At 69.7% G+C, this 12,953-nt stretch carries 13 protein-coding genes and 1 pseudogene; 8 read left to right on the top strand and 6 right to left on the bottom strand.

Annotation, left to right across the window (positions count from 1 at the left end):
* Positions 1-286, top strand: a 286-nt coding sequence (locus C5O18_RS10295) for a hypothetical protein (protein WP_105191182.1), incomplete at its 5' end; no start/stop codon positions are given.
* 49 nt (positions 287-335) lie between these two features.
* Here the strand turns inward: C5O18_RS10295 and dxs are convergent.
* Genes dxs through C5O18_RS01900 form a run of 3 tightly spaced genes read right to left on the bottom strand, consistent with a single transcriptional unit; the run spans position 336 to position 3,455 of the window.
* Positions 336-2,264: a 1-deoxy-D-xylulose-5-phosphate synthase gene (gene dxs / locus C5O18_RS01910; protein WP_105191181.1), complete on the bottom strand. Its 1,929-nt coding sequence runs from the start codon at positions 2,262-2,264 to the stop codon at positions 336-338.
* 42 nt (positions 2,265-2,306) lie between these two features.
* On the bottom strand, positions 2,307-3,188 hold the full coding sequence (locus C5O18_RS01905; RefSeq protein ID WP_241146701.1) for a farnesyl diphosphate synthase: 882 nt from the start codon (positions 3,186-3,188) through the stop codon (positions 2,307-2,309).
* A gap of 6 nt (positions 3,189-3,194) precedes the next feature.
* On the bottom strand, positions 3,195-3,455 hold the full coding sequence (locus tag C5O18_RS01900; RefSeq protein WP_105191180.1) for an exodeoxyribonuclease VII small subunit: 261 nt from the start codon (positions 3,453-3,455) through the stop codon (positions 3,195-3,197).
* A 146-nt stretch (positions 3,456-3,601) separates the two neighbouring features.
* Here C5O18_RS01900 and C5O18_RS01895 point away from each other — a divergent pair, with 146 nt between their 5' ends.
* Positions 3,602-4,096 carry a YcjF family protein gene (locus C5O18_RS01895; protein ID WP_241146700.1) on the top strand — a complete coding sequence of 165 codons (495 nt, stop codon included), beginning with the start codon at positions 3,602-3,604 and terminating at the stop codon, positions 4,094-4,096.
* Between the two features lie 34 nt (positions 4,097-4,130).
* Positions 4,131-4,874: a TetR/AcrR family transcriptional regulator gene (locus tag C5O18_RS01890; protein ID WP_158249236.1), complete on the top strand. Its 744-nt coding sequence runs from the start codon at positions 4,131-4,133 to the stop codon at positions 4,872-4,874.
* Here C5O18_RS01890 and mtgA read toward each other — a convergent pair.
* Entirely contained in the window at positions 4,834-5,523 is a 690-nt protein-coding gene (gene mtgA, locus C5O18_RS01885; RefSeq protein ID WP_105191177.1) for a monofunctional biosynthetic peptidoglycan transglycosylase, read from the bottom strand. The genes C5O18_RS01890 and mtgA overlap by 41 nt on opposite strands.
* An 82-nt stretch (positions 5,524-5,605) precedes the next feature.
* On the bottom strand, positions 5,606-6,631 hold the full coding sequence (locus C5O18_RS01880; RefSeq protein WP_105191176.1) for a class 1 fructose-bisphosphatase: 1,026 nt from the start codon (positions 6,629-6,631) through the stop codon (positions 5,606-5,608).
* A 250-nt stretch (positions 6,632-6,881) separates the two neighbouring features.
* On the opposite strand from C5O18_RS01880, the gene mscL reads away from it, so the two are divergent.
* The 5 genes and pseudogenes from mscL (at position 6,882) to C5O18_RS01855 (ending at position 12,474) form a co-directional block, all read left to right on the top strand.
* Positions 6,882-7,292, top strand: coding sequence for a large-conductance mechanosensitive channel protein MscL (mscL, locus tag C5O18_RS01875; RefSeq protein WP_105191184.1), 411 nt, complete (start codon positions 6,882-6,884; stop codon positions 7,290-7,292).
* A gap of 10 nt (positions 7,293-7,302) precedes the next feature.
* Complete coding sequence (locus C5O18_RS10690; RefSeq protein ID WP_105191175.1) at positions 7,303-8,736, top strand: patatin-like phospholipase family protein; 1,434 nt, start codon at positions 7,303-7,305, stop codon at positions 8,734-8,736.
* A gap of 122 nt (positions 8,737-8,858) precedes the next feature.
* Positions 8,859-9,962, top strand: a complete 1,104-nt coding sequence (locus C5O18_RS01865) for a ferredoxin reductase (protein ID WP_105191183.1) — start codon at positions 8,859-8,861, stop codon at positions 9,960-9,962.
* A gap of 83 nt (positions 9,963-10,045) precedes the next feature.
* Positions 10,046-11,125 (top strand): annotated as a pseudogene (locus tag C5O18_RS01860) (fatty acid desaturase family protein); the annotation flags it as partial.
* Positions 11,126-11,211: 86 nt separating this feature from the next.
* Entirely contained in the window at positions 11,212-12,474 is a 1,263-nt protein-coding gene (locus C5O18_RS01855; RefSeq protein WP_105191173.1) for a lipase family alpha/beta hydrolase, read from the top strand.
* Here C5O18_RS01855 and C5O18_RS01850 read toward each other — a convergent pair.
* Positions 12,464-12,953 (bottom strand): arsenic resistance protein (locus C5O18_RS01850; protein WP_420884461.1); only part of this gene is annotated, 490 nt, incomplete at its 5' end. The genes C5O18_RS01855 and C5O18_RS01850 overlap by 11 nt on opposite strands.

Below are 12,953 nucleotides of genomic sequence, written 5' to 3'. Positions count from 1 at the left end.
GCTGGTGGCGGCCCTGTCGATCTTCTTCTGGGCCTGGCTGAGCGGCGTGCTCACCGCCTTCGGCAACCGCCAGTGGGTCTGGGGTACGCTGATGATGGCGCTGCCGCCGCTGGTGATTCCCTACAGTCTGGGCTTCAGGCGCGCGGCCGCCTATCCGCTGCGTCTGCTCCGGCTGGCGCTCCTGCTGCTGCTGATTCCGCTCGGCTATGCCGCCACGCAGGGCTGGCTGAGCGGCGAGCGTCCGCAGCTGAGCCGCGACATGCTGCTGCCGGCGGCCAGGGCCTGAGGGCAGTCGCGGCCACGGTACGAGGTGTGCGAGGCCCGCCGGACCCGGGTCAGCGACCCAGGCGGCGGCGGATGGCGCCGGCGATGCCGTCGGCGTCCAGGCCGCAGTCGGCCAGCATCTGCGCCGGCGAGGCGTGTTCGATGTAGGCATCGCGAATGCCCAGGTGCAGCACCGGCACCTGCAGGCCTTCGGCGGCTAGGAACTCGCTGACCGCCGAGCCGGCACCGCCGGCCACGGCATGCTCCTCCACCGTCACCAGCAGGGCATGGCTGCCCGCCAGCTCGCGCACCAGATCGGTATCCAGCGGCTTCACGAAGCGCATGTCGGCCACGCTGGCATCGGTCACGCCGGCGGCGGCCAGGGCTTCGGCGGCGGCCAGGGCATCGCCGAGGCGGGCACCGAAATTGAGGATGGCCACGGTGTCGGTGCCGGCCAGCGGCGCGCCGGCACGGCGCAGCACGCCCTTGCCGATGGCCACGGTGTCCAGTGCCATGCTCATTTCCGCGCCGGGGCCGGTGCCGCGCGGGTAGCGCACGGCGGCCGGGCCGGGATGCTGCCAGGCGGTGCTCAGCAGCAGGCGGCATTCCTGCTCATCGCTGGGCGCGGCGATGACCAGGTTGGGCAGGCAGCGCATGTAGGCCAGGTCGTAGGCGCCGGCGTGCGTGGGGCCGTCCTCGCCGACCAGGCCGGCGCGGTCGATGCCGAAGGTCACGTCGAGGTTCTGCAGCGTCACGTCGTGGATGAGCTGGTCGTAGCCGCGCTGCAGGAAGGTCGAGTAGATCGCCACCACCGGCTTCAGGCCTTCGCAGGCGAGGCCGGCGGCGAAGGTCACCGCGTGCTGCTCGGCGATCGCCACATCGTGGTAGCGGTCCGGGAATTCGGCGGCGTAGCGCACCATGCCCGAGCCCTCGCACATGGCCGGGGTAATCGCGACCAGGCGCAGGTCCTGGGCGGCCTGGTCGCAGAGCCAGTCGCCGAAGACATCGGAATACTTTCGCTTCGGGGCGCCCTGCGGGACCGCCGGGGTGGCGCGTTGCGCAGCCGGCGCGATCTTGGTGATGGCGTGGTAGCCGATGGGGTCGGCCTCTGCCGGCGCGAAGCCCTTGCCCTTGGTGGTGAACACGTGCAGCAGCTGCGGGCCCTTGGCCTCGCGCAGGTTGCTGATGGTGCGCACCAGCTCTTCCAGGTCGTGGCCGTCGACCGGGCCGACGTAGTTGAAGCCGATGGACTCGAACAGGGCGCCGGGCGAGTCGGTGACCAGCGTCTTCATGCTCTCTTCGGTGCGGCGCGCGAAATTCATGGCCGTGGGCAGCGACTGCAGCACGCGCTTGCCGCCCTCGCGGATGGCGATGTAGCTGCGGCTGGCCCAGATCTTCGAGAAGTAGTTGGACAGGCCGCCGACCGCCTTCGAGATCGACATCTGGTTGTCATTCAGGATCACCAGCATGTCGGTGTCCTGGTGGGCGGCGTCGTTGAGCGCCTCGAAGGCCATGCCGGCGGTCATGGCGCCGTCGCCGATGACCGCGACCACCTTGCGGTTGCTGCCGGTGAGCTGGGCGCCGCGGGCCATGCCCAGCGCTGCCGAGATCGAGGTCGACGAGTGGCCGACGCCGAAGGTGTCGTACTCGGATTCCTCGCGGCGCGGAAAGGCGGCCAGGCCATCCTTCTGGCGCATGGTCAGCATGCGCTCCTTGCGGCCGGTGAGGATCTTGTGCGGATAGGCCTGGTGGCCGACATCCCACACCAGGCGATCGTGCGGCGTGCTGTAGACGTAATGCAGGGCGATGGTCAGCTCGACCACGCCGAGGCCTGCGCCGAAGTGGCCGCCGGTCTGGCCGGTGCACCAGAGCAGGTATTCGCGCAGCTCGCGTGCCAGCTCGGGCAGGGCGTCCTCCGGCAGTTCGCGCAGCTTGTCGGGTGTCGGCACCTGATCAAGCAGCGGCGTGTGCGGGCGGCTGAGCGGAATCTCGTGGAACATCGGTCATCATCCTGACGCGGGGTGAGGAATTATAACTGCGCTTCAGTGGTCGCGCGCGAGCAGAAAGCGGGCGAGCTCCCGCAGCGGATCGGCGTCGGCGCCGAGCGGTTCGAGGGCGGCCAGGGCTTCGTCGGTCAGGTTGCGGGCCAGTTGCTGCGCCGCTTCCAGGCCGAGCAGGGCGGGATAGGTGGACTTCTCCAGGTCCTGGTCGGCGCCGGCGCGCTTGCCCAGCACGGTGGTGTCTCCGATCACGTCGAGCACGTCGTCATGGACCTGGAAGGCCAGGCCGATGCGGTCGGCGTAGCGGTCCAGCGCCGCCAGCCGCGCGGTATCGGCGCCGCCGGCGAGCGCGCCCAGCGCCACGGCGGCGCGGATCAGGGCGCCGGTCTTGTGGCGGTGCACCGCCTCCAGCGGTTCGAGCGCCAGTTGCCGGCCCTCGGCGGACAGGTCCAGGCGCTGGCCCACCACCATGTCGAAGGCCGCCGCAGCCAGGCGCGCGGTCTGGGTGGCGCGCACCGCCGCCGGCAGCGCGCCGCCGGCGAGGCTGATGAAGGCCAGCGACTGCAGCGCATCGCCGGCGAGCAGGGCGGTGGCTTCGTCGAAGCGGCGGTGGCAGGTCGGTTGGCCGCGGCGCAGGTCGTCATCGTCCATGCACGGCAGGTCATCGTGGACCAGCGAGTAGCCGTGGATGCACTCGACCGCGATGGCCGCGCCGTCGGCATCCTCCTGGCGGCCGCCGACGGCCAGGCAGGCGCCCCAGGCCAGTGCCGGCCGCACGCGCTTGCCGCCGTTCTGCATGGCGTAGGCGGCGGCGTCGATCAGGCGCTGGTCAAGACCGTTCTGGCGTGCCAGGAAGTCGGCGAAAAGCGCGGGGAAGCGGGTCCGGGCAGCCTGCAGCAGGGCCGGCATGGGGGCATCGGTCATGGTGTCTCAGGCGTCTTCGCGCGGCGTGAAGGGCTGGCTGTCGACGCTGCCGTCGGCGCGTGCCAGCAGCAGACGGACCTTTTGCTCGGCACTGTCCAGCGCCTGCTGGCACTGGCGCGTGAGCTGGACGCCGGTCTCGAAGGCCTTGAGCGCTTCTTCCAGCGGCAAGTCGCCGCTTTCGAGGCGGTGCACCTGCTGTTCGAGCGCGGCCAGCGCCTGCTCGAAGTCCGGCGCCTGGGCCGGGGTGTCGCTGGAGGAGGATGTCATGGCGGTGCTCCGCGTCGTCTGAAGGCGAACGGTAGCGACTGGCGCCGGACCGGTCAACGGATGTGCGGCTGTCTGCGGCGAGGCCTGCCGCGTTATGATCAGCGCCACTCATGGCCTGACGGATGGTCACACGGGAGGAAAGGACGGTGCCGGCACATTTCAAGCAAGTCAGCGAGCGCGAACTGGAGCAGATCCGGCGTGACTGCCAGCAGCGCGTCAAGCGCATGTCCTGGGTCTCGGCGGGGGCGGCGGTGATCCCGGTGCCGCTGTTCGATGTCGTGGTCGATATCGGCGTGCTGGTCAAGCTGGTGCCGGAGATCAATCGACGCTTCGGTCTCGAGCCGGAGCAGATCGAGGCCATGCCGGAAGAGACCCGCCTCCAGGTCTGGAAGCGCCGCGCCGAGCGCGGCAGCGAGCTGATCGGCATGGTGGTCACGCGCGAGCTGATCCGGCGCAGCCTGCAGGGCATGGGCACGCGCATCGTCGCCAAGCAGGTGACCAAGTTCATCCCGCTGGGTGGCCAGATCGTGGCCGCCACGCTGGGCTACTGGGTCATGCGCAAGCTCGCCATGCGACATATCGATGACTGCTTCGAGGTGGCGGCGACGGCCAGCGGCCTGTACCCTCAGGGCAAGCGCTGAATGCAGCGAACGTGGAACGGACAGGGTGAATGCAGTGGTGGATGAAAAACGCCAGCCGGCGGCGGTGAAGGCCGCGAAGCCGGCCGCCAAGACGAGCAAGCCGGCAGCGGCCAAGGCCGATCCCGGCCGGCGCTATCGCGGGGTCAGCGAAGCCGCGCGCCAGGCCGAGCGCCGCCAGCGCTTCATCGAGGCCGGCCTCACCGTGTTCGGCTCGCGCGGCTACCACAGCTCGACGGTGCGCAGCATCTGCAGCGAGGCCGGGCTGACCGAGCGCTACTTCTACGAGTCCTTCGCCAACAGCGAGGACCTGCTGTGCGTGGTCTACGAGCACGTCAACCAGCGCATCCGCGAGCGCATCCTGGCCACGCTGCTGGACCTGCCGCAGGATCCCGCGCAGATCGCCCGCGCGGTGCTCACCGCCTTCCTCGAATGCATGCGCGATGACCCGCGCATGGCGCGCATGCTGTTCGTCGAGGTGCTGGGTGTCAGCGATCGCGTCGACGCGCTCTACCGCGAGAGCGTGGAGAACTTCGCCGGCTTGCTGATCCGCCTCAGCCAGCCGCTGCTCGATGCCCGCGAACTGCCAGCGCCGCTGCGCCCCGAAATCCTCGGCGTGGCCATGCTCGGCTCGGTGATCGCGGCGGTGTCGCGCTGGATGCTGCAGGGCTTCCACGAGCCGGTGGAGGTCATGGCGGCCAACCTGCACGCGGTGTTCGTGGCGGTGATCCGCCACCTGGTCAGCGAGGCGGTCGCACCTGGTGCATCCGCTTCTGAATAGTGCGGGTGCGCCGCTCCAGGTAACGGGTGTGGCGGTGTTTGTCGTAGAAGCGCGGGTTGGGCACCATGGCGGCCAGCCGCGCCGCTTCCGCAGGGCCTAGGCCTGAGGCCGATTTGCGGTAGTAGTGACGGGCGGCGGCCTCGGCGCCGAACACGCCGTCTCCCCATTCGATCACGTTCAGGTAGATCTCGTAGATGCGCCGCTTGCTCATCATGTGCTCGAGCATGACGGTGATGGCGGCCTCCTCCAGCTTGCGCCAGGGCGTGCGCTTGCCGGACAGGAACAGGTTCTTCGCCAGCTGCTGGGAAATGGTCGAACCGCCGGCCACGATGCGGCCTTTCTTCAGGTTCTTCTCCCAGGCGGTCTGCATGCCTTCCCAGTCGAAGCCTTCGTGGTCGGTGAAGCGCGAGTCCTCGGCGGCCATGACGGCACGCTTGAGGTGGATGGAAATGCGCTCGTAGGGCACCCAGCGGTGGTGCAGCTCGGCCTCGGGGTCATCTTCGCGCAGCACGGCCAGGCGGGTGGACATGAAGGCCGAGCGCGACGGGTTGTGCTCGACCCACCACCAGACGTGGGCGAACAGCCAGAGCTGGTAGGCCAGCACCAGGCCGATGGTGAGCAGCAGCAGTCGCCACAGCAGTCGCTTCATTTCGCTTCCCGCCTTGTCCCTGCCGGTCGCCGGCCCGGTCTCGCCGCCGCGTCAGCCAGGGCCGCGCGACGGCACGCCTGCGTCATTCGCCCTGGTGGTAGCCGGCCACGCGCTCGACTTCGGCGCGCGAGCCCAGGATCACCGGCACGCGCTGGTGCAGGCCGGTGGGCGCGATGTCGAGGATGCGCTGGCGGCCGGTGCTGGCTGCACCGCCGGCCTGCTCGACCAGCCACGACATGGGGTTGGCCTCGTACATCAGGCGCAGCTTGCCGCCTTTGGCGGCGGTCTTGCTGTCGAGCGGGTACAGGAACACGCCGCCGCGGGTGAGGATGCGGTGCACGTCGGCGACCATGGCCGCGACCCAGCGCATGTTGAAGTCCCTGCCGCGCACACCGGCCTTGCCGGCCAGCAGCTCGTCGACGTAACGCTGCACCGGCGCTTCCCAGAAGCGCTGGTTGGACATGTTGATGGCGAACTCCTGGGTCTCGGCAGGGATCGTCATGCCTTCCTGGGTCAGGATGAACTCGCCCGCGGTCGCGGCTTCGCCGGCGGCGCGGCGGTCCAGGGTGAAGGCGTGCACGCCGTGGCCCAGGGTCAGGATGAGCTGGGTCGACGGGCCGTAGACGGCGTAGCCGGCGGCGACCTGGGCGGTGCCCGGCTGCAGGAACGGGGCGACTTCGGCGGCATTGCTGCCGGCCGGCGCTTCCAGCACCGAGAAGATGGTGCCCACCGACACGTTGATGTCGATGTTCGAGGAGCCGTCGAGCGGGTCGAACAGCAGCAGGTAGCGGCCGCGCGGCGCGCCGTCGGGGATCGGGAACGGGTCGTCCATCTCCTCCGAGGCCATGCCGGCGAGGTGGCCGCCGCTGCTGTGCACGTCGAGCAGGATGTCATTGGAGATCACGTCCAGCTTCTTCTGGTCCTCGCCCTGCACGTTGGCGCTGCCGGCGGCGCCGAGCACGCCGGCCAGCGCGCCCTGGCCGATGGCGGCGCTGATGCGGCGGCAGGCGTCGGCGGTGACTTCCAGGGTCTGGATCAGGTCGGCGGGCAGGCTGCCGTGGGCGCGCTGCGCGTCGCGCAGCCAGGCGGAAAAGGTGATGCCGGACATCGGGGGCTCCTGGGGGTGTCCTGGGGCGGCGAAAGCGTGGTCGCCGTATCGGCCGGCAGTATAGCAAGCACCGGCACCGGGCAGGCAGCATCCGCCGGCGCTGTCCGGATGGCGTGCCGCTGTCGCCTGCGTGACGGGCCGAATGTGACATCGCCCGATGAAACAGGGTGGACACTGCCGCGAAGCGGGCGGCAGAATGCCGTCAGCCGTGCTGACAGGCAGCCGCGGCACGCATTTCATGGAGACGGGCATGAGTCTGATCAAGGAATTCCGCGAGTTCGCGATGCGCGGCAATGTCATCGACCTGGCGGTGGGTGTCATCATCGGTGCCGCTTTCGGCAAGATCGTCTCGTCCTTCGTGGGCGATATCGTCATGCCGCCGCTGGGCGTGCTCGTGGGCGGCGTCAATTTCAGCGACCTCGCGGTGACCCTGAAGGCCGCCGAGGGCGATGCCCCGGCCGTGCTGCTGGCCTACGGCAAGTTCATCCAGAGCATCTTCGATTTCGTCATCATCGCCTTCGCCGTGATGATGGGCGTGAAGGCCGTCAACAGCCTCAAGCGTGCCCCGGAGCCGGAAGCCCCGGCCGCGCCGCCGGCACCGAGCGCCGAAGAAACGCTGCTGGCCGAGATCCGCGACCTGCTCAAGCAGCAGAAAGCCTGAGCCGCGCTGCATGGCCCTGACGCTGGAGCGGGCGCTGCTGCGCCTCAAGCGCCTGGAAGCGGCGCTGATCCGCAGTCATCTCGCCCAGCCGGATGTGCTGCCGCAGGCTGATTACGAACTCATCCGCTACGCGCTGGTGCTCGGTCGCCTGCAGGCCTTCCGGCCTGGCGCGGCCGGTGCGCCGGATCCGTCGCGGGTGGTGCGCGCCGAGGTGGCGCTGCTGCCCGAGCCGGTCACGGCCCTGCGCGAGCTGCTGCTGGCCCGCCTCTACGCGCCGCTGCGCGAGCAGCGCAATGTGCTGCTGCGGCTGGCGCAGCTGCGTCAGCAGGTCGAAGTGGTGCGCGAGGCCACGCGTGCCGCGCGTGATGCCCTGCTGGCGCATCACGCCGGCGAGTTCACCGCCGCCGAGCTGGACGCCGAGCTCTGCCACAAGGTGCTGGTGCTGGCACCGGGCGGCGGCGGCGGTTCCGGTTTCGTCTACATCGGCCTGGTCGCCCGTCTGCGCGAGGCAGGCCTGCAGCCGTCCTATATTGTCGGGGCATCCATCGGCGCGCTGCTGGGCGGCCTGATCGCACGTGACCGCGATCCCGATGTGGATGGCCTGATGGCCTGGGGCAAGGGCCTGAAGATCCGGCACATCTTCTCGCGCCCGAAGATCGGCAGCGCGCTCAGCCTGCCCGGGCTGGTGCGCCTGCACCTGCGCGGCATGGACCGCATGCTGCGCAACCCCGACGGCTCGCCGCTGCGCATGAAGGACCTGGCGGTGCCCTACGACGCCATGATCGCCGGCGTGCGCCTGTCGGCCTACCAGAACCTGCCGCAGATTCCGCAGCGGCGCCCGCACCTGCTCGGCCTGCCGCTGCTGATCGCCGAGCGCATGCTGCAGCTGCTGACCTATTTCAGCCCGCAGGTGGCCAAGGAGCTGGTGCTGGGTCGCGATGCCCTGACCAGCGAGCTGCGCGTGGTCGATGCCATCGGCCTGTCGTCCGCGATTCCCGGCGTGCTGCAGTACGCGCCCTGGCAGGAGGATGCGCAGAGCAGCGAGATCCTCCGCCGCCTGCGCGAGGTCCACGGCCTGTCCGCCTTCATGGATGGCGGCACGGTGGCCAACGTGCCGGCGCGCGCGGCCTGGGAGGGCGTGGAGTCGGGCCGCATCGGCACCCGCAACGCGTTCTACCTGGCGCTGGACTGTTTCCATCCGCAGTGGAGCGCGGGCCATGCCTGGCTGATTCCGGTCACCCAGGCGATCCAGGCCCAGCTGCCGGCGCAGCGGCCGTACTACGACTGGCTGGTGCGCTTCCAGCGCACGCCGTCGCCGGTGAACCTGCTGCCTTCGGACGATGTCTTCGACAAGGCCTTCCAGTGGGGCTGGAAACAGGCGGACGAGGTCCTGCCGCAGTTGCAGGAGGCGTTGCGGCCGCTGCCGGTGCCGAGGCTGGCCTGACGGCATCGGCAGGGGCGGTTATCCGTTCGTCGGAGAACGGATATGAGTTTAGTGAACGAGTGTTGACTTAAAAAAGTTACATGCGTACTCTGAGTGTGTAGATGTTCACTTGGAGACGCATCATGTCGTCACAGTTCGTTCTTCCGCCGTTCGTCAGCCGTACCCTGTCGGCGGTCATCAATACCGATGTGCTGGATTTCTGGGCCGCCGAGCTCGGCATGACCACGCGCTGGTCGCGCACCGTGGCCAAGGTGGTCGCGCGCTGGATGGAAACGCCGGACACGGTCACCCTGGTGCTCAAGCCCAACCGACACTTCGGCAGCTTCCGCGCCGGCCAGCACGTCAACCTCACGGTCGAGATCGCCGGCGTCCGCCACACCCGCTCCTACAGCTTCAGCGAAGCGCCGTCCGCCGCCGGGCTGGTCGCCATCACCGTGAAGAAGGTGCCGAACGGCCGCGTCAGCACCCATCTGGTGGACACGGTCGCGGTCGGTGACCAGATCGAGCTCGGCCAGGCTTTCGGCGACATGACGCTGGATGCCGCTCCGCAGGGTCACGGCAAGCTGCTCTTCCTCGCCGCCGGCAGCGGCATCACCCCGCTCATGAGCCTGATCCGCCAGCTCGCCGGCGAGGGCATGCCGGCCGATGTGGTGCTGATGTACTGGGTGCGCACGCGCCAGGACCTGATCTTCGCCAGCGAGCTGCGCGACCTCGCCGCCCGCCATGCCGGCCTGCGCGTGCAGCCGATCTACGAACTCGAAGCCGAGCTGGCCGAGGGTGAGCCGAGCGGTCGCCCGAGTGCCGACCAGTTCGCCGCCGTGACGCCGGACCTGGCCGAGCGCGCGGTCTACGCCTGCGGCCCCACCGGCTTCATGAACGCCGTGCGCGGCCTGGTCGCCGAGCAGGCGCGCGATTTCCACGCCGAAGCCTTCACCCCGCCGGTGTTCGTGCCGGCCGGCGATGCTGCCGTGACCGCGAAGATCCACCTCGCCCGCTCCGGCCGCACGCTGGAAGTGCCGGCCGGCATGCCGCTGCTGGATGCCCTCGAGGCCCAGGGCGTGCGTCCGCAGTCGGGCTGCCGCATGGGCATCTGCAATACCTGCGCCTGCGGCAAGTCCGGCGGCGTCACCCGCAATCTGCTCAACAACGAACTGTCGGTCGATGACACCGCCAGCCTGCGCATCTGCGTCAGCGCGGCGGTCGGCGACCTGACCCTGGACCTCTGATTCCCAGCTGATTTCTGAGAGCCGGCGCCCGGACGGGCGCCCAACCTGATTCGTTCGGCGCCGAGCGCGCCCGGAGACACACCATGACCCATGCAGCCATCACCAGCTCGCGCAAATGCCGCACCCTGACCGCCGCCGAGATCGAAGCCTTCGGCGCCGAGGTCGACGCCCTCAAGCAGAAGCACCTCGCCGACCTCGGCGAGAAGGACGCCACCTATATCCGCAAGATCGAGAAGGCGGTGCGCTACACCGAGATCGCCGGTCGCGGCCTGCTCATGGCCGGCATTCTCCCGCCGGCGTTCGTGGCCGGCGCGGCGCTGCTGGGCGCGTCCAAGATCCTCGACAACATGGAGCTCGGCCACAACGTCATGCATGGCCAGTACGACTTCATGCAGGACCCGCGCTTCAGCGGCCAGACCTTCGAGTGGGACACCTGGTGCACCGCCGACAACTGGCGCTACAGCCACAACTACATGCACCACACCTACACCAACGTGCTGGGCAAGGACCACGACATCGGCTACGGCGTGCTGCGCATCTTCCCGGAGCAGAAGTGGGAGCCGCGCTTCCTCGCCAACCCGCTGATGGCGACCACGCTGGCGGTGCTGTTCGAGAACCTGCTGGCGCTGCAGACGCTGGAGACCGAGAAGGTGCTCGCCGGCGAGAAGACCTGGAAGGAATGGTTCAAGCAGGGTCGCCCGACTTTCCGCAAGGCCGGCCGCCAGATGGCCAAGGACTACGTGTTCTTCCCGCTGCTGGCCGGTCCGTTCTTCCTGCCGGTGCTGGCGGGCAACTTCGTCGCCAACATCATGCGCAACCTGTGGACCTTCACCATCATCTTCTGCGGCCACTTCACCGAGGAGTCGGAAGTGTTCGCCCTCGAGACGCTGGAGAACGAGACCCGCGGCCAGTGGTACCTGCGCCAGATGCGCGGCTCCGCCAACCTGACCGGCGGCAAGCTGTTCCACATCATGAGCGGCAACCTCAGCCACCAGATCGAGCACCACCTGTTCCCGGAAGTGCCGGCCTGGCGCTACGCCGCCATGTCGGAAGAGATGCAGGTGATCGCGGCCAAGTACGGCCAGTACTACAACAAGGCGCCGCTGTGGCGCCAGTTCGGCACCGTGGTCGGCCGCATCCTGCGCCACAGCCTGCCGAGCAAGCCGAAGCACCAGCCGATGGTGCTGGCCCGGGCCGAGCCGGCCGAGCTGGCGCAGGCCGCCTGAGTCCCGGCTGACCGGAGGTGAACATGGAGCGCACGGCCGACATCCGCCAGGCCGCCGGCGGCACGATGCCCGGTGGCGTGGTCACCGAGGTCAGGGGGCAGGCGGCAGCAGCCCGCGGCACGGACTGGCGGGCGCTGCTCTGGGGCGGCAACGGCCTGCTGCACCTGCTGCTGCACGGGGCCGCCGAACTCACCGAGCTGGTCACGGAAATGGATGGCACCATCCGTCAGCGGCCGTGGCCGCTGGGCCGTGTCGACCGTCATCCGCGACAGGTCGCGCCGTGGCCCTACCGGCTGGTGTCGCGCATCTTCCGGCAGGCGGCGACGCTGCTGCGCCATGTGCCGGTGAGTGCGGACATCCGCCAGTCGCACGCGCTGGCGCTGCCGGTGCTGAGCGCCGTCAACGGCGTCATGGGCGACAAGCTGGAGCGCTGGGACAGTCCGCTGGCGCTGGGCATGACCTTGCGTGACGGCGACAGCGAGCTGCTGGCCTGGTCCGATCTCGCCGCTTCGCCGAAGGCGCGCGTGGCGCTGTTCCTGCACGGGCTGTGCCTGAGCGAACGCGAGTGGCAGACCCCGGCGCAGCGCGAATTCGCCACCCTGCTGCGGCGCAAGGGCTGGCAGCCGGGCTGGCTGCGCTACAACAGCGGCCGACCGATCTGGCACAACGGCGCCGATCTCGCCGACTGGCTGGAGGAGGCGCTGGCCGCGCACCCGGTGCGCGAACTGGTGCTGGTCGGCCACAGCATGGGCGGCCTGCTCATGCGCAGCGCCTTCGAGCACGCCCGCCGTCATGGTCAGCAGTGGCCGGGCAAGGTCAGTCGCGCGGCCTACCTGGCCACGCCGCACCTCGGCGCGCCGCTGGAGCGGGCCGGCAACTGGGCCAACGCCATCCTGTCGAAATCGCCGTACACGCTGCCGCTGATGCGCCTGGGCAATATCCGCAGCGCGGCCATCAAGGATCTGCGCTTCGGCCTGATCAGCGAAGATGAGTCAGCCGCGGCCAGCGATGTCATCCACCACGAGCAGCGCGAAACGCTGGCGCCGCTGCCGGCGGGTGTCAGGCACTTCATGCTCGGCGGCACGCGCCCCGGCAGCGCCCCGGGCAGCTGGGTCGGCGACGGCCTGGTGCCGCTCGACAGCGCCCTCGGCCGGCATGCCAGCCCGGCGCTGACGCTGGCGGCGCCGATGCTGACGCGGGTCGCGCTCGCGGACATGGACCACCTCGCCATGCTGGGCGATGTCCGGGTCTGGGAGGCGCTGGCGGACTGGTGGTTCAGGGGCTGATGCCGCGTTCGTACCAGGCCCGGCTGGCGTTCACGGCACGAACGGCGGCCAGCATCAGCGGCACCTCGATGAGCACGCCGACGACCGTGGCCAGCGCCGCCCCGGAGCCGATGCCGTAGAGGCTGATCGCCACCGCCACCGCCAGCTCGAAGAAGTTCGATGCGCCGATCAGCGCCGACGGCCCGGCGACGGCGTGCGCTTCGCCGACACGCCGGTTGAGCCAGTAGGCCAGCCCGGCGTTGAGCACGACCTGGCAGGCAATGGGCACGGCCAGCAGCGCGATGAGCAGCGGCTGGCGCACGATGGCCTCGCCCTGGAAAGCGAACAGCAGCACCAGCGTCGCCAGCAGGGCGGCCAGCGACCATGGATGCAGCGCGCGCAGCGCCCTGTCGAGCGCGTCCGGTCCGCGTGCAAGCAGGTGCCGGCGCCAGGCCTGGGCGATCAGCACCGGCAGCACGATGTACAGCCCCACCGAGGTC

The sequence above is a fragment of the Amnimonas aquatica genome, from assembly GCF_002943415.1.
Classification (GTDB): Bacteria; Pseudomonadota; Gammaproteobacteria; order Pseudomonadales; family Moraxellaceae; genus Perlucidibaca; species Perlucidibaca aquatica_A.
The sequence above is the reverse complement of the archived record's forward strand: the minus strand, read 5'-3'. Positions and strand labels throughout refer to the sequence as shown.